The 19,567-nt window shown below is 68.9% G+C and carries 21 protein-coding genes; 16 read left to right on the top strand and 5 right to left on the bottom strand.

Annotated elements, in window-relative coordinates; genetic code table 11:
• Nucleotides 1–192: 192 nt before the first annotated feature.
• From JN22_RS27525 to JN22_RS27505, 5 genes are all read right to left on the bottom strand, one after another.
• Nucleotides 193–2,091 carry a potassium transporter Kup gene (locus JN22_RS27525; protein WP_085556923.1) on the bottom strand — a complete coding sequence of 633 codons (1,899 nt, stop codon included), beginning with the start codon at nucleotides 2,089–2,091 and terminating at the stop codon, nucleotides 193–195.
• Between the two features lie 207 nt (nucleotides 2,092–2,298).
• Nucleotides 2,299–3,057: a flagellar type III secretion system pore protein FliP gene (gene fliP / locus JN22_RS27520; RefSeq protein WP_085556922.1), complete on the bottom strand. Its 759-nt coding sequence runs from the start codon at nucleotides 3,055–3,057 to the stop codon at nucleotides 2,299–2,301.
• Complete coding sequence (locus tag JN22_RS27515; RefSeq protein WP_085556921.1) at nucleotides 3,054–3,392, bottom strand: FliO/MopB family protein; 339 nt, start codon at nucleotides 3,390–3,392, stop codon at nucleotides 3,054–3,056. Before JN22_RS27515 ends, fliP begins: the two co-directional genes overlap by 4 nt.
• A 3-nt stretch (nucleotides 3,393–3,395) precedes the next feature.
• Complete coding sequence (locus JN22_RS27510; RefSeq protein ID WP_085556920.1) at nucleotides 3,396–3,794, bottom strand: hypothetical protein; 399 nt, start codon at nucleotides 3,792–3,794, stop codon at nucleotides 3,396–3,398.
• Complete coding sequence (locus JN22_RS27505; protein ID WP_396021990.1) at nucleotides 3,791–4,177, bottom strand: EscU/YscU/HrcU family type III secretion system export apparatus switch protein; 387 nt, start codon at nucleotides 4,175–4,177, stop codon at nucleotides 3,791–3,793. The genes JN22_RS27510 and JN22_RS27505 overlap by 4 nt, the downstream gene beginning before the upstream one ends.
• A gap of 288 nt (nucleotides 4,178–4,465) precedes the next feature.
• Between JN22_RS27505 and flgB the strand changes: the two genes are divergently transcribed.
• From flgB to JN22_RS27425, 16 genes are all read left to right on the top strand, one after another.
• Nucleotides 4,466–4,870: a flagellar basal body rod protein FlgB gene (gene flgB, locus JN22_RS27500; protein WP_085556918.1), complete on the top strand. Its 405-nt coding sequence runs from the start codon at nucleotides 4,466–4,468 to the stop codon at nucleotides 4,868–4,870.
• 52 nt (nucleotides 4,871–4,922) lie between these two features.
• Complete coding sequence (flgC, locus tag JN22_RS27495) at nucleotides 4,923–5,333, top strand: flagellar basal body rod protein FlgC (RefSeq protein WP_085556917.1); 411 nt, start codon at nucleotides 4,923–4,925, stop codon at nucleotides 5,331–5,333.
• Between the two features lie 40 nt (nucleotides 5,334–5,373).
• On the top strand, nucleotides 5,374–5,676 hold the full coding sequence (gene fliE / locus JN22_RS27490; RefSeq protein WP_085556916.1) for a flagellar hook-basal body complex protein FliE: 303 nt from the start codon (nucleotides 5,374–5,376) through the stop codon (nucleotides 5,674–5,676).
• A gap of 39 nt (nucleotides 5,677–5,715) precedes the next feature.
• Entirely contained in the window at nucleotides 5,716–6,063 is a 348-nt protein-coding gene (locus JN22_RS27485; RefSeq protein ID WP_085556915.1) for a flagellar biosynthetic protein FliQ, read from the top strand.
• Nucleotides 6,060–6,830 carry a flagellar biosynthetic protein FliR gene (gene fliR / locus JN22_RS27480; protein ID WP_085556914.1) on the top strand — a complete coding sequence of 257 codons (771 nt, stop codon included), beginning with the start codon at nucleotides 6,060–6,062 and terminating at the stop codon, nucleotides 6,828–6,830. The genes JN22_RS27485 and fliR overlap by 4 nt, the downstream gene beginning before the upstream one ends.
• A 29-nt stretch (nucleotides 6,831–6,859) precedes the next feature.
• Complete coding sequence (gene flhB, locus JN22_RS27475) at nucleotides 6,860–7,936, top strand: flagellar biosynthesis protein FlhB (protein ID WP_085556913.1); 1,077 nt, start codon at nucleotides 6,860–6,862, stop codon at nucleotides 7,934–7,936.
• 51 nt (nucleotides 7,937–7,987) lie between these two features.
• The gene (locus JN22_RS27470) at nucleotides 7,988–10,498 is read left to right on the top strand and encodes a PAS domain-containing hybrid sensor histidine kinase/response regulator (RefSeq protein ID WP_085557370.1); all 2,511 of its coding nucleotides are present in this window, start codon (nucleotides 7,988–7,990) and stop codon (nucleotides 10,496–10,498) included.
• 152 nt (nucleotides 10,499–10,650) lie between these two features.
• Complete coding sequence (recA, locus tag JN22_RS27465) at nucleotides 10,651–11,730, top strand: recombinase RecA (RefSeq protein ID WP_085556912.1); 1,080 nt, start codon at nucleotides 10,651–10,653, stop codon at nucleotides 11,728–11,730.
• 217 nt (nucleotides 11,731–11,947) lie between these two features.
• Entirely contained in the window at nucleotides 11,948–12,754 is an 807-nt protein-coding gene (locus JN22_RS27460; RefSeq protein WP_085556911.1) for an ion transporter, read from the top strand.
• 103 nt (nucleotides 12,755–12,857) lie between these two features.
• Complete coding sequence (locus JN22_RS27455) at nucleotides 12,858–13,997, top strand: ABC transporter permease (protein WP_085556910.1); 1,140 nt, start codon at nucleotides 12,858–12,860, stop codon at nucleotides 13,995–13,997.
• 3 nt (nucleotides 13,998–14,000) lie between these two features.
• Nucleotides 14,001–14,975 carry an ABC transporter permease gene (locus JN22_RS27450; RefSeq protein WP_085556909.1) on the top strand — a complete coding sequence of 325 codons (975 nt, stop codon included), beginning with the start codon at nucleotides 14,001–14,003 and terminating at the stop codon, nucleotides 14,973–14,975.
• Between the two features lie 4 nt (nucleotides 14,976–14,979).
• Entirely contained in the window at nucleotides 14,980–15,390 is a 411-nt protein-coding gene (gene cdd / locus JN22_RS27445) for a cytidine deaminase (protein ID WP_085556908.1), read from the top strand.
• A 14-nt stretch (nucleotides 15,391–15,404) separates the two neighbouring features.
• A complete protein-coding gene (locus JN22_RS27440) occupies nucleotides 15,405–16,238 on the top strand; it encodes a purine-nucleoside phosphorylase (RefSeq protein ID WP_085556907.1) in 834 nt (277 codons plus the stop codon).
• Nucleotides 16,235–17,047 carry a deoxyribose-phosphate aldolase gene (gene deoC / locus JN22_RS27435; protein WP_085556906.1) on the top strand — a complete coding sequence of 271 codons (813 nt, stop codon included), beginning with the start codon at nucleotides 16,235–16,237 and terminating at the stop codon, nucleotides 17,045–17,047. Before JN22_RS27440 ends, deoC begins: the two co-directional genes overlap by 4 nt.
• Nucleotides 17,048–17,050: 3 nt before the next feature.
• Entirely contained in the window at nucleotides 17,051–18,379 is a 1,329-nt protein-coding gene (gene deoA / locus JN22_RS27430; RefSeq protein WP_085556905.1) for a thymidine phosphorylase, read from the top strand.
• Nucleotides 18,380–18,644: 265 nt separating this feature from the next.
• Nucleotides 18,645–19,562, top strand: coding sequence for a DMT family transporter (locus JN22_RS27425; protein WP_085556904.1), 918 nt, complete (start codon nucleotides 18,645–18,647; stop codon nucleotides 19,560–19,562).
• Nucleotides 19,563–19,567: the final 5 nt, after the last annotated feature.

Here is a 19,567-nt window from a genome sequence, read left to right as displayed (position 1 = left end):
AAAGAAGAGTGGCGAGGGCCACGGTCGCAGCCTTCTTCATAGCGATCCCTCATGCATTTGGAGTCTGCTCTTGGCAGACACATCACATTTACGGAGGGGCAGAGAAATCAGATCACGGAAATCGGCGCCGAAGCGCCGATTCTCTTTGTTCTTGAGGTGGTAGCCATTTTGGCGTAGCGGCCCGGCCGCCGTTCAGAGCTGGACCTGGGTGCCCAGTTCGACCACGCGGTTGGGCGGCAACTTGAAGAAGTCGGTGGCGCTGACCGAGGTGCGGGACATGACGACGAACAGCTTCTCGCGCCACAGCGCCATCTGCGAGTTCATCTGCGGGATCAGCGTCTCGCGCCCCAGGAAGAAGGAGGTCGCCATCACGTCGAACTCCAGCCCGAACGCCTTGCACAGACGCAGCGCCTTCGGGATGTTCGGTTCCTGCGAGAAGCCGTAGCGGACGGTGATGCGGTAGAAGCCCTCCGCCAGCCCCTCGACCAGCACGCGGTCCTTGGCCGGCACGCGCGGCACGTCGTCGACCACCACGGTTACGAAGACGACGCGCTCGTGCATCACCTGGTTGTGCTTCAGGTTGTGCAGCAGGGCGATCGGCACCGTGTTGGAGCTGGAGGTCATGAAGACCGCCGTGCCCTTCACCCGGTGGATGTCGGTGGATTTGGCCTGCCGCCGGATGAAGGCGTCGAGCGGCAGCGATTCCTCGGCCAGCCGGATGCTCAGCACCGCGCGGCCGCGCCGCCACGTCGCCATCAGCCCGACCGTCACCACGGCGATGGCCAGCGGCACCCAGCCGCCATGCGGGATCTTGACCGCGTTGGCGGCGAAGAAGGACAGGTCGACCATCAGGAAGCCGCCGCCGACGGCCAGGCAGAGCGGCAGGCTCCAGTTCCAGCGGCGGTGGGCGACGACCAGGGCGAGCAGGGTGGTGATGATCATGTCGCCGGTGACGGCGATGCCGTAGGCCGAGGCCAGCCGGCTCGACGACTGGAAGACCACGACCAGCCCGATCACCGCGAAGCACAGGCCCCAGTTGGCGCGCGGGATGTAGATCTGCCCCTCCTCCTCGTTGGAGGTGTGGCGGATGTCCAGCCTCGGGCAGAGGCCGAGCTGCACCGCCTGCCGGGTCAGGGAGAAGACGCCGGAGATCACCGCCTGGCTGGCGATGACCGCCGCCATGGTCGACAGCCCGATCATCGGGTAGAGGCCCCAGTCCGGCGCCAGCAGGTAGAAGGGGCTGCGCACCGCGGAGGGATCGCTCAGCAGCAGGGCGCACTGGCCCAGATAGTTCAACAGCAGCGCCGGCAGGACGATGAACAGCCAGGCGATCTGGATGGGGCGACGGCCGAAATGGCCCATGTCGGCGTAGAGCGCCTCGCCGCCGGTGACGGCCAGAACCACCGCCCCCAGCACCAGGAAGCCGGCGGTGCCGTTCTCCAGGAAGAAGGCGACGGCATAGCGTGGGTCGAAGGCGACGAGGATCGCGGGCTCCCGCACCACCTCGATCAGGCCGAGGACGCCGAGCGTGGTGAACCAGGCCAGCATGATCGGGCCGAACAGGCTGCCGACCCGCGAGGTGCCGTGGCTCTGGATGGCGAAGAGCGCGATCAGGATGGCGACGGTCACCGGCACCACCGCCGATTCAAGCGCCGGCTCCGCGACCTCCAGCCCCTCCACCGCCGACAGCACCGACATCGCCGGCGTTATCATGCCGTCGCCGTAGAAGAGGGAGGCGCCGAAGAGACCGAGCGCCGTCAGCAGCGTCAGCTTGCCCGAGGAATCCGGCCGCCGGGTGCTGGCCAGCGCCAGCAGCGACAGGATGCCGCCCTCGCCCTTGTTGTCGGCCCGCATGACGAAGATGACGTACTTCACCGTCACCACGACGATCAGCGCCCAGAACACCAGGGACATGATGCCCATGATGTTGGCGGGGGTCAGCGGCAGCCCGTGTTCGCCGCCGAAGCACTCCCGCAGGGTGTAGAGCGGGCTGGTCCCGATGTCGCCGTACACGACGCCGAGCGCACCGAACGTGAGCCCCGCGAGCTTGCCCGTGTCGGGCGTCGCGGCCTTCAAAGTCGTGTCTGACATGGATGGAACAGGGTCCGAAAAGGGTCCGTGAGTGGGACGGCGATGCCTCAGCCAAGGGACCGATGCCGTGGGAAACCGCCCGGCGTGTCGGCGACCATGGCCACCCTCATACGCGTTTCCCCGCTGCAACGCCAGCGTGGCCTTGCCGCGCGTCGCGCCGGGCGATGGGCTGCGACGAAGTGCGCGGAAATCCCCGCCGCCGGGGCCCTAGAGGGTGCCGAAACTGCGGGCGAGCGATCCGGCGATCAGGTACCAGCCGTCGACCAGAACGAAGAAGATGATCTTGAACGGAATCGCCACCATGGTCGGCGGCAGCATCATCATGCCCATCGCCATCAGGATCGACGACACCACCATGTCGATGATCAGGAAGGGCAGGAACAGCAGGAATCCGATCTCGAACCCGCGCTTGATCTCCGAGATCATGAAGGCCGGGACCAGCACATGCAGCGGGGTGTCGGCCGGCTCCTGCACGTTCTGGAGCCGCGCCATGTCCATGAACAGGCGCAGGTCCTTCTCGCCGGTGTGATTCAGCATGAATTCGCGCAGGGGGCCGACGGTGCGGCGGAACGCCTCGACCTCGTCGATCTCCTGGTTGATCAGCGGCTGGATGCCCTGGGTGTAGCTGCGCTCGAAGACCGGGGCCATGACGAAGAAGGTCAGGAACAGAGCCAGCGACATCATCACCGTCGTCGGCGGCACCTGCTGCACGCCCAGCGCGTTGCGCAGGAAGGACAGCACGATGACGATGCGGGTGAAGGCCGTCATCATGATCAGGATCGACGGGGCCAGCGACAGCACCGTGATCAGCGCCACCATCTGGACGATGCGGCCGGTCGCGGTGCCTCCGGCGTCGCCCAGGTCGAAGGTCAGGCTCTGGGCCAGCGCCGGCCCGGCGCACAGGCCGGCGGTGACACCGACCAGCAGCGCCAGCGCCACGGCCGCGAGGAGGCGGCGGGCGCTCACGGCGCGGACTCCCCGCCGCGCGGAGAGGGCGGGGCTGGCTGGGCCGCCGTCGCGCTCAGCGTGCTGTGGAAATCGGCGGCCGGCGCGCTTTCCACCACCAGGTCGCCGGTGGCGCTCAGCAGGATCAGGTGCTCGCGGTCGTCGCGGCGGACCAGAACCAGCCGGCGCTTGGCGTCCAGCGCCATCACCTCGACGACGCCGAGGCGGCGGTGGCGCATCGTTCCGGCGGTGACGCCGCCGAGTCCGATCCGCCGCATCAGCCACGCCACCGCGACGATCAGCAGGACGACGAACAGGAGCGCCATCACGAATTTGATGTACTGGTCGAGATCCATGGCTCAGGTCGGCTCGTCGTCGGACGGGAGGGGAGGCGGGGCGGGGGGCGCGGCCGGGCCGCGCCCATAGGCGGCGGCGGCGCGCTGTCGGGCGGTGTGCGGATCGTCGCGCCCGTCCAGCGCCGCGTCGCGGGTGGCGTGCTGGGTCTTCAGCGCGGCGGCCAGCGGATCGAGCGCCGCCACCAGATCGCCCAGCGGACCGAGCAGCGCCTGCGCCTCGGCGCGGGGCAGGGACTCGGCGGCGGCGCACAGGGCGGCGACGCGCTCCTCCAGCCCGGCCAGATCGATGAGCACGCCGGAGTCGGCCTCCCGGCGGGCTTCGGCCAGCGCGTCGGCCAGCGCGGCGACGCCGGCGGCGGACAGGGGAGGGGGAAGGAGCGAAGGGGCGGACGGTTCGGTCACGGGACGCTGGCCTCCTCGTCGGCGTCGTCGGGCGGTGCCGTCGGCAGTGTGCCGTTGGCGCGGTAGACATGGGCGAGGATTTCGGCGACGGCGGCGATGGCCTCGACCGGGATATCGCTGTCGACCTCGATGGCGGACAGCACCTCGACCAGATCGGCGTCCTCGCGCACCTTCACGCCGTTGGCGAAGGCCAGCTCCAGGATCTGCTCGGCGACCGTGCCCTTGCCGGTGGCGACGATGCGCGGCAGCGACTGGGTGCCCAACTCGTATTTCAGCGCGACCGCCACCGGGCGGCGGGCGGCCCGATCCCGGCCGGCCGGCCGGTCCGCCGGTCGATCCGTCTGGGGGGGCGGGCGGTCGGTCTGGGGCGGAGGCGCGGGCACGCGGGGATACCTGCCGGAAAGTCTGGGGCGATGCCCGCGAGCGCTCGGCTTGGGCGATGCCGGCATCCTGGACCGGCAGGCTTAACGAAGTGTAAAGGCGGGGCGTGCGCCGCACCCCGCGACGTCCGTCCAGGCCTCCGTGCGGAGCCCCCGCCGGGCCATCCATCGGGGCTTTCGACCGGCCTGATTCATCTTTCGTTAACGCAAAAGGGCGACCATGCTGGAGACGTGGTTCATCCGCCCAATCCTGGCGCGGGCGGGACGGCGTCCTCATCCGGAACGTGGGCCATGGACCTCGGAAATCTCGGCCTCTTCAAGTTGATGTCGCGCAGGATGGACTGGCTGACCCAGCGCCAGGAGGTCATCTCGCAGAACATCGCCAACGCCGACACCCCGGAATACAAGACCAAGGATCTGAAATCCTTCACCTTCCGCGACGCGCTGAGCGACAGCCGCCGCCTGACGCCGACGGCGACCAACGCCTCGCATCTGGCCGGCACGCGCGGCCCCGGCGGCATGGCGCAGGAGCAGAAGGTCCGCGATCCCTACGAGACGGCGCCGGACGGCAACAACGTCATCCTTGAAGACCAGATGATGCGGATGAGCCAGAATTCGATGGATTATCAGACCATGACCAACCTGTATAAGAAGCAGGTGATGATGATCAAGTCGGCGATCCGCACCGGCGGCTGACGGCGTCCGGCCCGGCTGCGGCGGGCGGGGTTGAGGTTTGAGGGGGGACGGCATGGATCTCTACCAGTCGATGGCGGTCTCCGCCTCGGGCATGAAGGCGCAGGGCACGCGCCTGAAGGTTATTTCGGAGAATCTGGCCAACGCCAACACCACGGCGGAGACGCCGGGCGATCTTCCCTACCGCCGCAAGGTCGTGACCTTCCAGAATGTGCTGGACCGCACGATGGACGTCGAGAAGGTCCGCGTCGGCAAGATCGACGTCGACAAGGGCGACTTCCAGCGCCGCTACGATCCGTCGCACCCCTCGGCCGACGCCGACGGCTATGTCCTGCTGCCCAACGTGAGTTCCGTGATCGAGGCGATGGACATGCGCGAGGCCCAGCGCAGCTACGAGGCCAACCTGTCCGCCATCGACACCGCGCGCCAGATGCTGATGCGCACCATCGAAATCCTGCGCACCTGACGCGCGGGATCGGTAAACGCCAGATTACGGAATCGCCACCATGGTCAACCCGCTGAGTGCCGCCACCGCCTACGCCAACACCGCCGCCCGCGCGACCGGACCGAAGGCCCTGGGACCAACCGAGGGCGCCTCCTTCGGCGAGGTGCTGGAGCAGGCGGCCCACAGCGCCATCGGCACGATGCAGAAGAGCGAGACCATGTCGGCGCAGGCCGCGATCGGCAAGGCCGACCTGAACGACGTGGTCCAGGCGGTCACCAACGCCGAAGTCACCCTCCAGACCGTGACGGCGGTGCGCGACAAGGTGTTGAACGCCTATCAGGAAATCCTTCGCATGCCGATGTGACGGCCGCCTCGGCCCCCCCATCGGCCTCCGGCGCGCGTCATGAACGAAACCGAAGTCATCGAGCTTTGCCGCACCTCGATCATCACCCTGGTGATCGTGGCCGGACCGATTCTCATCATCATGATGCTGCTCGGCACGGTGATCTCGGTGTTCCAGGCCGTCACCCAGATCAGCGAGCAGACCCTGGCGATGGTGCCGAAGCTGCTGGTGGTCTTCGCCCTGTCGATCCTGCTGATGCCCTTCATGTTGGGTGAGTTGAGCGAGTTCTTCCAGCACGAGATCGCCGACCGCATCGTCGCCATCGGCGTCGGCGCCAGCCAGAACGGCGGCGCGCCCTTCACGCCCGGCACCGGCCTCACCCCCGGCGCGGCGCCGTCCGGCGGATGAACGCCCTTCAGCAACTGGTCGGCGAGCAGCTCTTCGTCTGGATGATCGTCTTCGCCCGGGTCGGCACCGCCTTCACCGTCATGCCGACGGTGGGCGACGCCTTCGTGACCGCGCGCACGCGGCTCCTGCTCGCGCTGGCGATCAGCGTGGTCGTCGCCCCGGTCCTGCGGCCGCAGCTGCCGCCGATGCCGGACAACCCCTTCCAGCTCGTCGTGCTGGTGATGGGGGAAATGACCGTCGGCATCTTCCTGGGCACCGTCGGACGCTTGCTGATGGGGGCGCTGGAGGTCGCTGGCACCATCGTCGCGCTGGAGAGCGGCCTGTCCAACGCCCAGATCTTCAACCCGGCGATGGCGACCAGCGGCTCGTTGCCCGGCGCGCTGATGGGATGGCTGGGGCTGCTGCTGCTGTTCGTCACCGACCTGCATCATCTGCTGATCATGGCGGTGGTCGACAGCTACACCACCTTCGTGCCGGGAGCGCCGATTCCGATCGACGACATGGCGAACGTGATCGGGCAGCTGGTGTCGAAGACCTTCCTGCTGGGCGCCCAGATGGCGGCGCCCTTCCTCATCATCGGCCTGCTCTTCGCCCTGGCGCTCGGGCTGCTGAACAAGCTGGCGCCGCAGGTCCAGGTCTTCCAGCTCTTCACCTCGATCCAGGTGCTGCTGGGTCTGCTGATGTTCGCCTTGACGCTGGCGGCGATGATGATGTTCTGGTTGTCGCGTTTCGAGTCGACCTTCGTGGATTTCCTGCGGCCGCTGTGACGGCCCGCTGACCGACAAGGGAGAAGCCGGTGTCGGAAGACGCGGACGAGTCCTCCAAAACAGAAGAACCGACACAGAAGAAGCTCGACGAAGCCCACAAGCAGGGCAACTACGCGATGACGCGCGAGGTGGCGAACTGGCTGATGGTCGCCGCCATGACGATCGTGCTGGTGTCGATCCTGCCGGGCACCCTGAAGGGCATGTTCCTTCGCCTGAACTATTATTTCGAGAATCTCGACCAGATCACCTTCGACCGGGCCGGAGTCGGCGCCCTGCTGTACCGGGCGATGATGGATTCCCTGTGGGCGCTGTGGCTCCCCATCCTGCTCTTCGTGGTCGCCGGGGTGATGTCGACCATCGGGCAGACCGGCTTCCATATCTCCTGGCAGCTCATCGCCCCGAAGTTCGGGAAGCTGAACCCGCTGCCCGGCATCGCCAACATGTTCAAGGTCAACCAGCTCGTCGAGCTGGCGAAGAGTCTGGCCAAGCTGGCGGTGGTCGGCGGGGTCGCCTATCTTGCGCTGCAACCGATGTTCAGGGGCATCGAGAACTACATCGGCATCGAGATGATGGCCCTGCTCCAGCACATCGACGGGCTGGCCTACCGTCTGCTGATCGGGGTTCTGGTGGTGCTGACCTTCATCGCCGGCGGCGACTTCATCTGGCAAAGGATGCAGTTCGACAAGAAGATGAAGATGACGAAGCAGGAGGTGAAGGACGAGCACAAGCAGTCCGAAGGCGATCCGCACGTCAAGGGCCGCATCCGCCAGATCCGGTTCGAGCGCGCCCGCAAGCGCATGATGGCCGCGGTGCCCGGCGCCGACGTGGTGGTGACCAACCCGACCCACTTCGCGGTGGCGCTGAAATACGACCCGTCCCAGATGGGCGCGCCGATGGTGCTGGCCAAGGGCGTCGATCAGGTCGCGTTCAAGATCCGCGAGATCGCCGAGGCCAACAAGGTTCCGGTGATCGAGAATCCTCCCCTCGCCCGTGCGCTCTATGCCGCTTGCGATATCGACGAGGAGGTTCCTTCCGAGCACTATCGGGCGGTCGCCGAAGTCATTACCTATGTCTTCAAGCTGAAGGGGCGGGCAATGCGCAACTGACACGCTGCGCAACTGATCTCCCCTTCGACGGTCCGGTTCGTTGGAGTTTTGGTGGACGACGCATCTTCCCTTCTCGGTTCCGCGCGCGGCCGGGCCACGCCGGACCGGCCCTCCGGCGCGCTGGCGACGGCCCTGCTCTATTACGGTCTGGCCCCGGCCGGACTGGCGGCGCTGGCGGCCGGGCTGCTGATCGACCGCGAGCCGGTCACCTGGGGCGGCGCCGTCGCGGCGGCGGCGGGCGTGGGGCTGCTGATCGGCCGGGTCTTCACCGTGGCCCGCCGCTCGGCGCGGGTCGGCGCGCTGCTCGGCAACGCGCTGGAAGGCTTGCCGGCCGGCCAGCTCCTGTGCGACGAGCGCGGCAAGGTCGTCTTCGTCAACGCCGCCTTCCGGGAGCTGTCGGGCCAGCGGACCGGCGAGCGTCCGATCGACGCGCTGGAGCGCCAGTTCGCCGCCGATCCCGACAGCGCCCGCGAATTCAGCCGACTACGCGACCGCGTGCACGCCGGGGCCGCCGCCTCGGCCGAGCTGGCGGTGCCGGGACCGGACGGGCGCCCCCCGGAATGGCGCCGGGTGCAGGGGCAGCCGGTCGAGGGCTTTCCCGGCTCCGTCCATTGGCGGGTCGAGGACATCACGGCGCGGCGCGAGCTTGAGCAGGTGATGCTGCGCGAGCAGTCGAAGCTCGCCGACTTCATGGAGCACGCGCCGGTCGGCTTCTTCTCGGTCGATCAGGATGGGCAGTTCCTGTTCGTCAACGCCACGCTGGCGAAATGGCTGGGCGGCGAACCGGGCGACCTGACCGATGGCGACCGGCGGCTGCACGACATCCTGGAGGAGCCGCCGGAGGGGGCGGCGCCCTACGACCTGTTCGAGGGGGGCGGGCCCGAGCAGCGCGGCGAACTCGGCATGCGCGGCTTCCAGGGGCGCCGCTTCCAGGCCTCGGTGGCGCAGAGCGTGGTGGTGGCGGACGATGGCGGATCGATCCACACCCGCTCCGTCGTGCGCGACCTGACGCCGGAGCATGAATGGCGGGAGGCGCTGCGCCTGTCCGAGCAGCGCTTTCAGCGCTTCTTCGAGGACGCGCCGATCGGCATCGCCCTGGTCGACGAGGAAGGGCGGCTGACCGAATGCAACCAGGCCTTCCTCGGCCTGATCGGCAGCGAGGCGGGCAGCGTGATCGGCCGCCCGATGGCCGAGCTGATCGTCCCGGCGGAGCGCGAGGCGGTGGCGGCGCGGCTCGCCTCGGTGCAGGGCGGCGACGATCCGGCGGCTCCGCTGGAGGTCCGCCTGTCCGGCGGACGGGAACTGACGGCTCAGCTCTACGCCCGCCGCCTGGGCGGTGTCGGCGGCGGGGGCGCCGCCGGGCTGATCCTGCATTTCATCGACATGACCGAGCGCAAGAGCCTGGAGGCCCAGTTCGCCCAGTCGCAGAAGATGCAGGCGGTCGGCCAGCTCGCCGGTGGCGTGGCGCACGACTTCAACAACCTGCTGACCGCGATGATCGGCTTCTGCGACCTGCTGCTGCTGCGCCACAAGCCGGGCGACCAGTCCTTCAGCGACATCGTGCAGATCAAGCAGAACGCCAACCGCGCCGCGAATCTGGTCCGCCAGCTCCTCGCCTTCTCGCGCCAGCAGACCCTTCAGCCGCGTGTCATCAACGTCACCGACGTGCTGGCCGAGCTGGCCAACCTGCTGCGCCGGCTGATCGGCGAGAACATCGAACTGAAGATGATCCACGGCCGGGACCTTGGGCTCGTCAAGGTGGACCAGAACCAGCTCGAGCAGGTCATCATCAACCTCGTCGTCAACGCGCGCGATGCGATGGGCGGCGGCGGGCGGCTGACCGTGGTGACCTCCAACCACAGCCTGGCCCAGCCCGAGCGGCGCGAGCACGAGACGGTTCCCGCCGGCTCCTACGTCTCGATCGAGGTGATCGACACCGGCTGCGGCATCGCGCGCGAGAATCTGCAACGCATCTTCGAGCCCTTCTACACGACCAAGGAGGTCGGGTCGGGCACCGGGCTGGGGCTGTCCACCGTGTACGGCATCGTGCGGCAGACCGGCGGCTTCGTGCTGGTCGATTCGGCGGTGGGGGAGGGGACGACCTTCACCATCCTGCTGCCCCGCCACCAGGGCGAGGTGCGGCCGGTCGACACCGCCGAGCCGCGCGAACGGCGCGGCAGCGACCTGACCGGCTCCGGCGTCATCCTGCTGGTCGAGGACGAGGACGCCGTCCGTGTCTTCTCCGCCCGCGCGCTGCGCAACAAGGGCTATCAGGTGCTGGAGGCCAAGAACGGCGAGGCCGCCTTGCAGCAGATCGAGAGCGACGGCGCCCGCATCGACCTGCTGATCACCGACGTGGTGATGCCGCAGATGGACGGCCCGACGCTGGCCCGCCACGTCCGCCGGCTGCGGCCGGAGATGCGGGTGATCTTCATTTCCGGCTATGCGGAGGACCGGCTGGGCGATGTCGACGGCGTCGATGTCGCGCATTTCCTGCCCAAGCCCTTCTCCCTCAAGCAGCTTGCCTCCAAGGTCAAGGAGGTCATCCGCGACGGCCGGTGACGTTGCGCGTGACCGTTTCCGGTCCAACCCTCGCCGGGCCTCTTTTTGAGAACGTCAGGAGAACATCGACCCTTGCAAACGGGAACGAAGAGAGTACATTCAGCCTCGTTGCAAGAGTGCCGACCCTGTGGTCTAAGAGAGAGGTACCGGGCATGTCGTCCGCACAGCTTCGTTTGGTCGAGAAGGATTCCATGGACAAGCAGAAGGCGCTCGACGCCGCTCTGAGCCAGATCGAACGCGCGTTCGGCAAGGGCTCGATCATGAAGCTCGGCGCCCGCGAGAACCTGGTCGATACGGAGGTGATCTCCACCGGCTCCCTCGGCCTCGACATCGCGCTGGGCATCGGCGGCCTGCCCAAGGGCCGCATCATCGAAATCTACGGGCCGGAAAGCTCGGGCAAGACCACGCTGGCTCTGCACGCCATCGCCCAGGCCCAGAAGGCCGGCGGAACCTGCGCCTTCGTCGACGCCGAGCACGCGCTCGACCCGTCCTACGCCCGCAAGCTTGGCGTCAACATCGACGAGTTGCTGATCTCGCAGCCCGACGCCGGCGAGCAGGCGCTGGAGATCGCCGACACGCTGGTGCGCTCCGGCGCCATCGACGTGCTGGTGGTCGATTCGGTGGCGGCCCTGGTGCCGCGCGCCGAACTGGAAGGCGAGATGGGCGACAGCCACGTCGGCCTGCACGCCCGCCTGATGAGCCAGGCGCTGCGCAAGCTGACCGGCTCGATCTCCAAGTCGAACTGCCTGGTCATCTTCATCAACCAGATCCGCCTGAAGATCGGCGTGATGTTCGGCAACCCGGAGACGACGACGGGCGGCAACGCGCTGAAGTTCTACGCCTCGGTCCGTCTCGACATCCGCCGCATCGGCGCCATCAAGGACCGCGACACCGTGGTCGGCAACCAGACCCGCGTGAAGGTGGTGAAGAACAAGATGGCCCCGCCCTTCCGCGTGGTCGAGTTCGACATCATGTACGGCGAGGGCGTGTCGAAGGTGGGCGAGCTGCTCGACCTCGGCATCCAGGCCGGCGTGGTGGACAAGTCGGGCGCCTGGTTCAGCTACGAGGGCACGCGCATCGGCCAAGGCCGCGAGAACGCCAAGACCTTCCTGCGCAACAACCCCGAGATGGCCGACGCCATCGAGGCGAAGATCCGCGGCAACGCCGGTCTCGTCGCCGACGCGATGATGGGCACGCCGGAAGCCGACGGCGAGGCCGCGACGCCGGAGTGAGCGCGCTTCCGGGTGGTTCCGTCGAGGTTTAAGGCGGAACGGCCGCCAGCTCGCCTTCCCACGTCATGACCGGGCTTGTCCCGGTCATGACGTGCGGTGCTTGAGGTTTGTACGTGGATGCCCGTGCCGAGCACGGGCATGACGGGGTCGAGCGGGCGGAGCTGCGGCTTCCGCGCATGTCCTGAGGGCCGGCTGGAAAGGGCTTTGTGGGGGCGGCATGTCCGATGAAGCCGGCGCACTGTCGGACACCGATCGGCTTCTCAAGCTGAAGTCGCTGCGGGCCAAAATCCGCTTCCTCTACGAGGCCCACACCAGTTTCCGCATGGGAATGGCGGGGTTCGATCTCGCCACGGTGCTGTTCTTCCTCGTCACCACCTTCCTGCCGCCGTCGGGCTGGATCCTCTGGGTTGATTACGTCCTCGGTTTCCTTCTTCTGACGGACATGCTGGCGCGCGGCTGGATCGCGCGGAACCGGCGGCGCTTCTTCCTGAGCGTCTGGACCCTGGCCGACGTGGTCGTGATCCTGTCGATGCTCGCCCCGATCTTCACCTCCGACTACGCGTTCCTCCGGGTTCTGCGGGCGATGCGCCTGCTGCGCTCCTACGCCCTGCTGCGCAACCTGCGGCGGGGAAACCGCTGGGTCGCCGAGCGCGGCGAGATGATGCTGGCGGTGGTCAATCTCGTCGTCTTCGTCTTCGTGGTGTCCGCCTTCGTGTACGTCACGCAGATCGGGCGGAACGACCGGATCGTCTCCTACATCGACGCCATGTACTTCACCGTGACGACGCTGACGACCACCGGGTTCGGTGACATCACGCTGGTCGGCACCCATGGCCGGCTGATGTCGGTGGTGATCATGCTGCTGGGCGTCGGGCTTTTCCTCAAATTCGCGCAGAGCCTGTTCCGGCCCAACAAGGCCCATGTCGAATGCCCGGCCTGCGGGCTGAGCCGGCATGATTTCGACGCCATCCATTGCAAGCATTGCGGCGGCGTGATCCACATCGACGACAAGCCGTCCGACTGACGCGACGGGCATGCTTCCCAGCGCCCAAGGCTTGGAAATTCCTTGGTGATCCGGCACGCCAGCGGTTAAAGATCGAAGGCGGCGATTGACGTCCGGGGGTGCCATGCGGTCGAGCGGGTCGGGGTGGGGGCAACCGGGTGCCGTGCCGGGCTGGGTCGGGTACGCGCTGCTGCCGGTTCTGAACCTTACCGTCGCCTTCGCGCTGTCGGGGCTGGTGATCCTGGTCATCGGCGAGAACCCGGTCGACGTGCTGGCGCTGATGCTGTCGGAGGCGCTCGGCTATCCCGAGGCCATCGGCTACACGCTCTATTACGCGACCGACTACATCTTCACCGGGCTGGCGGTCGCCATCGCCTTCCATTGCGGGCTGTTCAACATCGGCGGCGAAGGGCAGGCCTATCTCGGGGGCTTGGGCGCCGGGCTCGTCGCGTTGGCGCTGACCGGCTGGCCCTGGCCGGTGGTGGCGCTGCTGGCGATCCTCGCCTCGGCGCTGTTTGGGGCGGCCTGGGCCTTCGTCCCGGCGTGGCTCCAGGCCAGGCGCGGCAGCCACATCGTCATAACGACGATCATGTTCAACTTCATCGCCGCCTCGCTGATGACGTGGCTGCTGGTCGATGTGCTGATCCGGCCGGGCAGCCAGTCGCCGGAAACCCGCGAGTTCGATCCCGGCCTGTGGCTCCCGTCGATGGAGCGGGCGCTCGGCTGGGTCGGCGTGACCATCCCGGCCTCGCCGCTGAACCTGTCCTTCCTGTGGGCGCTGGCCTGCTGCGTCCTGTTCCAGATCTTCCTGCGCCACACCCGCTGGGGCTACGAGCTGCGCACGGTCGGCCGCAACGAGCGGGCGGCGGTCTACGCCGGCATCTCGCCGTCGCGCAACATCGTCATCGCCATGCTGCTGTCCGGCGCGCTCGCCGGCTTCGTCGGCGTCAACGAGATCCTCGGGGTGCAGCACCGCATCATCCTGAACTTCACCGGCGGGGTCGGCTTCGTCGGCATCGCGGTGGCGCTGATGGGGCGCAACCACCCGGTCGGGATCGTGCTGGCGGCGCTGCTGTTCGGCGTGCTGGCCCAGGGCGGCGGGCAGGTCTCCTTCGAATACCCGACCATCAACCGCGAACTGGTGATGGTCATCCAGGGCCTCGTCATCCTGTTCGCCGGCGCCATGGAGAATCTGTTCAAGCAGCCGATCGAGGCGCTGTTCCGCCGCCGCGCCGCGCCCGCCGCCGATTCGGGAAGGGGCTGAGCCATGGAGGACGCCTTTCTGCTGGTGCTGCAACTGCTCGGCGCCACCATCCGGGTGGCGACCCCGCTGGTGCTGGCGGCCTTCGCCGGGCTCTATTGCGAGCGGGCCGGGGTGGTCGACATCGGGCTGGAAGGCAAGATGCTGGCCGGCGCCTTCTTCGCCGCTGCTGCCGCGTCGGCCACCGGCAACCCCTGGCTCGGCCTGTTGGCCGCCATCGCCGCCGGGGTGGCGCTGGCGCTGGTCCACGGCTTCGCCTGCGTCACCCACCATGGCAACCAGGTGGTGTCGGGCATGGCGATCAATATCCTGGTGGCCGGGCTGGCGCCGTCGCTCGCCTACGCCTGGTTCCAGCAGGGCGGGCAGACGCCGTTGCTGCCCTCCTCGGCGCGGCTGCCCTCGGTCGATCTGCCGAGCGGGGAGACGCTGTCCGGGATACCGATCCTGGGCGCCGTCTGGCGCGAGCTGATCGACGGCACCAACATCCTGATCTGGGTGACGCTGGCGCTGGTGGTGGCGACCCATTGGGTGCTCTACCGCTCGCGATTCGGGCTGCGGCTGCGGGCGGTGGGCGAAAATCCGGCGGCGGTGGAGACCGCCGGCATTTCCGTCACGCGGCTGCGCTATCAGGCCCTGATCGTGACGGGGGTGCTGACCGGCATGGCCGGCGCCTATCTGTCGACCGGGCACGGGGCCGGTTTCGTTCGCGACATGACGGCGGGCAAGGGCTATCTGGCGCTGGCGGCGCTGATCTTCGGAAAATGGCGGCCGGGACCGGCGCTGTTCGCCTGCCTGCTCTTCGCCTTCACCGACGCGGTGCAGGTGCGGCTGCAAGGGGTGCCCCTGCCGGGGATCGGCGTTATTCCCGTCCAATTCATCCAGGCCATTCCCTATCTTCTGACCGTGCTTCTGCTGGCGGGCTTCGTCGGCAAGGCGATCGCCCCCAAGGCGAGCGGCATCCCCTACGTCAAGGAGCGCTGAAGCCATGGTGGACGGTCTCGAAGACTTGATCGCGGCGGCGCGCGCGGTGCGCGCCAACGCCCACGCCCCCTATTCCAACTTCAAGGTCGGCGCCGCCATCCGCGGCGAATCGGGACGGATCTTCGTCGGCGCCAACGTCGAGAACGCCGCCTACCCGCAGGGGCAGTGCGCCGAGGCCTCGGCCATCGGCGCCATGGTCGCGGCGGGCGACCGCCGCATCGCCGCCATAGCGGTGGTCGGCGGGGAGCCAGGAGACGCGCTCTGCACGCCCTGCGGCGGCTGCCGCCAGCGCATCCGCGAGTTCGCCGCCCCCGACACGCCGATCCATGTCGGAGACCCGGCGGGGCTGCGCCGGAGCTTTACTTTGGACGCGCTGTTGCCGCATTCGTTCGGCCCCACCAATTTAGCCTTCTGACCGGAGTGCCGATCATGACCGCTGCCCGCGCCGCCGCGGACATCCTCCACCGCGCCCCCGGCCACCGGCTGCGGGTCGGCATCGTGCTGGGATCCGGTCTGGGCGGCATCGCCGACCGGATCGGCGATCCCGTCGCCATTCCCTACGCCGACCTGTCCGGCTTCCCGGTCCCCAGCGTTGCCGGTCACGCCGGGCGGCTGGTCGTCGGCACGCTCGGCGGGGTCGAGGTTGCCTGCATGCAGGGCCGCGTCCACGCCTATGAGGGCAACGGCTTCGACGCCTTGAAGACGGCGGTCCGCGCGCTGAAGCTGGCCGGCTGCGACACGCTGGTTCTGACCGCCGCCGCTGGCTCCCTGCGGACGGAGGTCGGGCCCGGCCGGCTGATGGCGATCAGCGACCATCTGAACCTGCTGGGCGCCAATCCGCTGACCGGCCCCAACGACGAGGCGTTCGGCGACCGTTTCCCCAGCATGACCGACGCCTGGGATCCGCAGCTTCGCGCCCTGCTGAGGGACGTGGCCGGCACGCTCGGCCTCGAGCTGGCGGAGGGGGTCTACGCCGCCTATCCCGGCCCTTCCTTCGAGACTCCGGCCGAGGTGCGGATGATGCAGCGGCTCGGCGCCGACGCGGTCGGCATGTCCACGGTCCCCGAATGCATCGTCGCCCGGCATTGCGGTCTGCGGGTCGCCGGCTGCGCGGTGATCACCAACCTGGGGGTGGGGCTGGGCGACGGCCCGGTCGACCACCACCAGACCCTGAGCGCCGCCTCGGCCGCCGCCTCCGATCTGGAGCGGCTGCTGGTCGGTTTCCTTGAACGCCTGCATGAAAAGGACGGGTCCCGGTCATGAAGCTGCCTGCCGACCTGCAAAGCGCGCTCGACGCCTGCGCCAACGCCCCGTCCGACGACGCCACGGCGCGCCGGGCCATCGGGATGCTCGACCTCACCAGCCTGAACGGCGACGACACCGACCGCACGGTCGAGGCGCTGTGCGCCCGCGCCGTCACCCCGGCGGGGCCGGTGGCCGCCGTCTGCGTCTGGCCGCGCTTCGTCGCGACCGCGCGCAAGGCGCTGGAGGGCACGCCGGTGAAGGTCGCCACCGTGGTCAATTTCCCGACCGGCGAGGCCGACGCCGCCGCGGTCGCCGCCGAGGCGCGCCGCGCCGTCGCCGACGGGGCCGACGAGATCGACGTCGTGCTGCCCTACCGCGCCTTCATCGACGGCGCCCGCACCCAGCCGATGAACGTGGTGAAGGCCTGCCGGGAGGCCTGCGGCAGCGCGGCGCTGATGAAGGTCATCCTCGAATCGGGGGCTTTCCCCGACGCCGATCTGCTGGCCTGGGCGGCGCGCGACGCCATCGCGGCGGGGGCGGACTTCCTGAAGACCTCGACCGGAAAGACCCAGCCGGCGGCGACGCCGGAGGCGGCGGCGGTGATTCTCGACAGCATCTACGAATCGGGAAAGGAGGTCGGCTTCAAGGCGGCGGGCGGCATCCGCGATGCCGCCGGGGCGGCGCTGTTCCTGGCGCTGGCCGATGAAATCCTGGGCGAGGGCTGGGCGACGCCGAAGACCTTCCGCTTCGGCGCGTCGAGCCTGCTCGACGCCCTGCTGGCCGAGGCCGGCCATGGCGTGGCCCCGGCGGCGGTGGCGGGTTACTGAGCGATGCTGCCGCAGGAAATCGTCCGGGCCAAGCGCGACGGGGTGGCGCTCGACGCCGCCACCATCGCCGCCTTCGTGCGCGGCATCACCGACGGGTCGGTGACGGAAAGCCAGGCGGCGGCCTTCGCCATGGCGGTGTTCTTCCGCGGCATGGATCTGGGCGAGCGCGTCGCCCTGACCCGCGCCATGCGCGATTCGGGCACGGTGATGGAGTGGCGATCGCTGAACCTGCCCGGCCCGGTGATCGACAAGCATTCGACCGGCGGGGTCGGCGACAAGGTCAGCCTGATCCTGGCGCCAATGCTGGCGGCCTGCGGCGGTTTCGTGCCGATGGTGTCGGGGCGCGGGCTGGGGCATACCGGCGGCACGCTCGACAAGTTCGAGGCGATCCCCGGCTACCGCGCCAAGCCCGACAACGACCTGCTGCGCCGGGTGGTGAAAGAGGTCGGCTGCGCCGTGATTGGCGCCACCGACGACATCGCCCCGGCCGACCGGCGGCTCTACGCGATCCGCGACGTGACGGCGACGGTCGAGTCGCTCGACCTGATCACCGCCTCGATCCTGTCGAAGAAGCTCGCCGCCGGGCTCGACGCGCTGGTGATGGACGTGAAGTTCGGCTCCGGCGCCTTCATGCAGCGGCTGGAGGATGCCGAGGCGCTGGCCGAGAGCATCGTCACCGTCTCGGTCGGCGCCGAGCTGCCGGCGGTGGCCCTGCTGACCGACATGAACGAGGTGCTGGGCCGCAGCGCCGGCAACGCGCTGGAGATGCGCGAGTGCCTCGCCATCCTGCGCGGCGAGCCGGCCGAGCCGCGCCTCTACGAGGTGACGGTGGCGCTGGCCGGCGAACTGCTGGCGCTGGCCAAGCTGGCGCCGGACGCGGCGGCGGGCCGCGCGATGGCCGACCGTTCCGTGCGCGACGGCCGCGCCGCCGAGCGCTTCGCCCGCATGGTCCAGGCGCTGGGCGGTCCGTCGGATCTGCTGGAGCGGCCCGACTGCCATCTCGACCAAGCGCCGGTGGTGCGGCCGGTCTTCGCCGGGCGGGCGGGACGGGTGGCGTCCATCGACACGCGGGCGGTCGGCATGGCCGTGGTGGCGTTGGGCGGCGGGCGCACCAAGGTGACCGACGCCATCGACTTCGCGGTCGGCCTCGATTCGGTCGCTGGGCTGGGGACGGAGGTCGGGCCGGCGGGCGGGCCGAGCGCGCAGCCGCTCGCCATCCTCCACGCGCGGACCGAGGCGCAGGCCGACGAGGCGGCGGAGCGCCTGCGGCGCGCCGTCACCGTGGCCGACACCGCTCCGCCGCGCGGCCCGCTGATCGCCAAGCGGGTGTAACCATGTGGAAACAACCGCTTTATTGGTGCTGCTCGTCATGACCGGGCTTGTCCCGGTCATCCACGCGGTTTCTTGAAGCTTGCCCGTGGATGCCCGTGTCAAGCACGGGCATGACGTGGCTGGGAAGCCGAGAGCGGATTGCAGGGCCAAGTCCGGGCCAAATCCGGACCGACGCTGGGCTGATCTGCGGTTGCGGCATTGGGCGACGATGCGGCTTGCCTATAATGTGGGCAACCTCGCCATTTCCCGTTCCCCGAGTCCATTGATGACCGAAGCCGTCAAACGCGCCGAGCTGCTGCCCGCCGAGGCCGATTCGGTCCCCTACGCCGTCGGCTGTTTCCTGGTGACGATCCTGCTGTTCGCGGCGATGGACACGCTCATCAAGTTCCTGTCGGCCAGCTACCCGGTGCCGCAGCTGATGTTCGTGCGCTCGGCGGTGGCGCTGCTGCTGGTCGGCGGCTACACGATGACGCGCGGCGGCGGGCTGGCGGCGCTGCGGACCCGGCGGCCCTGGGGGCATGTCTGGCGGGCCTTTGCCGGGCTGCTGTCGATGGGCTGCTTCTTCTACGCCTTCAAGCATCTGCCGCTGGCCGAGGTCTATGTCCTGAGCTTCGCCGGGCCGCTGTTCATCACGGCGCTGTCGGGGCCGCTGCTGGGCGAGGCGGTGGGCTGGCGGCGCTGGGCGGCGGTGCTGTTCGGCTTCGGCGGCGTGGTGGTGATGGCCCAGCCCTCGACCGGGGCGCCGGTCGTCCCGGTGCTGGTCGGGCTGTGCGCCGCCCTGTTCTATGCTCTGGCGGCGCTGGCGGTGCGCGGGCTGTCGCGGACCGAGACCGCCGCCTCCATCGTCATCTACCTGCTGATGACGACGACGGTGGTCAGCGGCGTGCTGGCGGTTCCCGTCTGGATCCCGCCCTCGGCGACCGAACTGGGGCTGATGGCGACGGTCGGCGCGCTGGGCGCGGTGGCGCAGGTGCTGCTGACCCAGGCCTTCCGCCGCGCGCCGCCCTCGGTGGTGGCGCCCTTCGAGTACACCGGCATGGTCTGGGCCAGCCTGTTCGGCTATCTGGTGTTCGGCGACCTGCCGACCGTGCCGGTGTTGGCGGGCGCGATGGTGATCATCGGCAGCGGCCTCTACATCCTGCATCGTGAAACCATGAAGGACCGGCGGCGGCGCGGCGCCTGACAGGA

Source organism: Azospirillum agricola (assembly GCF_020005195.1).
In the GTDB taxonomy this organism is placed as follows: Bacteria; Pseudomonadota; Alphaproteobacteria; order Azospirillales; family Azospirillaceae; genus Azospirillum; species Azospirillum agricola.
Note: the sequence above shows the minus strand (reverse complement) of the source record. Positions and strands in the feature narration are given on the sequence as shown.

What these genes read in the sequence shown, in the direction of transcription:
- JN22_RS27525 (WP_085556923.1), bottom strand. Translation starts at nt 2,091, where the DNA reads ATGTCAGACACGACTTTGAAGGCCGCGACGCCCGACACGGGCAAGCTC.
- JN22_RS27515 (WP_085556921.1), bottom strand. Translation starts at nt 3,392, where the DNA reads ATGGATCTCGACCAGTACATCAAATTCGTGATGGCGCTCCTGTTCGTC.
- flgB (WP_085556918.1), top strand. Translation starts at nt 4,466, where the DNA reads ATGGACCTCGGAAATCTCGGCCTCTTCAAGTTGATGTCGCGCAGGATG.
- flgC (WP_085556917.1), top strand. Translation starts at nt 4,923, where the DNA reads ATGGATCTCTACCAGTCGATGGCGGTCTCCGCCTCGGGCATGAAGGCG.
- fliE (WP_085556916.1), top strand. Translation starts at nt 5,374, where the DNA reads ATGGTCAACCCGCTGAGTGCCGCCACCGCCTACGCCAACACCGCCGCC.
- JN22_RS27485 (WP_085556915.1), top strand. Translation starts at nt 5,716, where the DNA reads ATGAACGAAACCGAAGTCATCGAGCTTTGCCGCACCTCGATCATCACC.
- fliR (WP_085556914.1), top strand. Translation starts at nt 6,060, where the DNA reads ATGAACGCCCTTCAGCAACTGGTCGGCGAGCAGCTCTTCGTCTGGATG.
- recA (WP_085556912.1), top strand. Translation starts at nt 10,651, where the DNA reads ATGTCGTCCGCACAGCTTCGTTTGGTCGAGAAGGATTCCATGGACAAG.
- JN22_RS27460 (WP_085556911.1), top strand. Translation starts at nt 11,948, where the DNA reads ATGTCCGATGAAGCCGGCGCACTGTCGGACACCGATCGGCTTCTCAAG.
- JN22_RS27455 (WP_085556910.1), top strand. Translation starts at nt 12,858, where the DNA reads ATGCGGTCGAGCGGGTCGGGGTGGGGGCAACCGGGTGCCGTGCCGGGC.
- JN22_RS27450 (WP_085556909.1), top strand. Translation starts at nt 14,001, where the DNA reads ATGGAGGACGCCTTTCTGCTGGTGCTGCAACTGCTCGGCGCCACCATC.
- cdd (WP_085556908.1), top strand. Translation starts at nt 14,980, where the DNA reads ATGGTGGACGGTCTCGAAGACTTGATCGCGGCGGCGCGCGCGGTGCGC.
- JN22_RS27440 (WP_085556907.1), top strand. Translation starts at nt 15,405, where the DNA reads ATGACCGCTGCCCGCGCCGCCGCGGACATCCTCCACCGCGCCCCCGGC.
- deoC (WP_085556906.1), top strand. Translation starts at nt 16,235, where the DNA reads ATGAAGCTGCCTGCCGACCTGCAAAGCGCGCTCGACGCCTGCGCCAAC.
- deoA (WP_085556905.1), top strand. Translation starts at nt 17,051, where the DNA reads ATGCTGCCGCAGGAAATCGTCCGGGCCAAGCGCGACGGGGTGGCGCTC.
- JN22_RS27425 (WP_085556904.1), top strand. Translation starts at nt 18,645, where the DNA reads ATGACCGAAGCCGTCAAACGCGCCGAGCTGCTGCCCGCCGAGGCCGAT.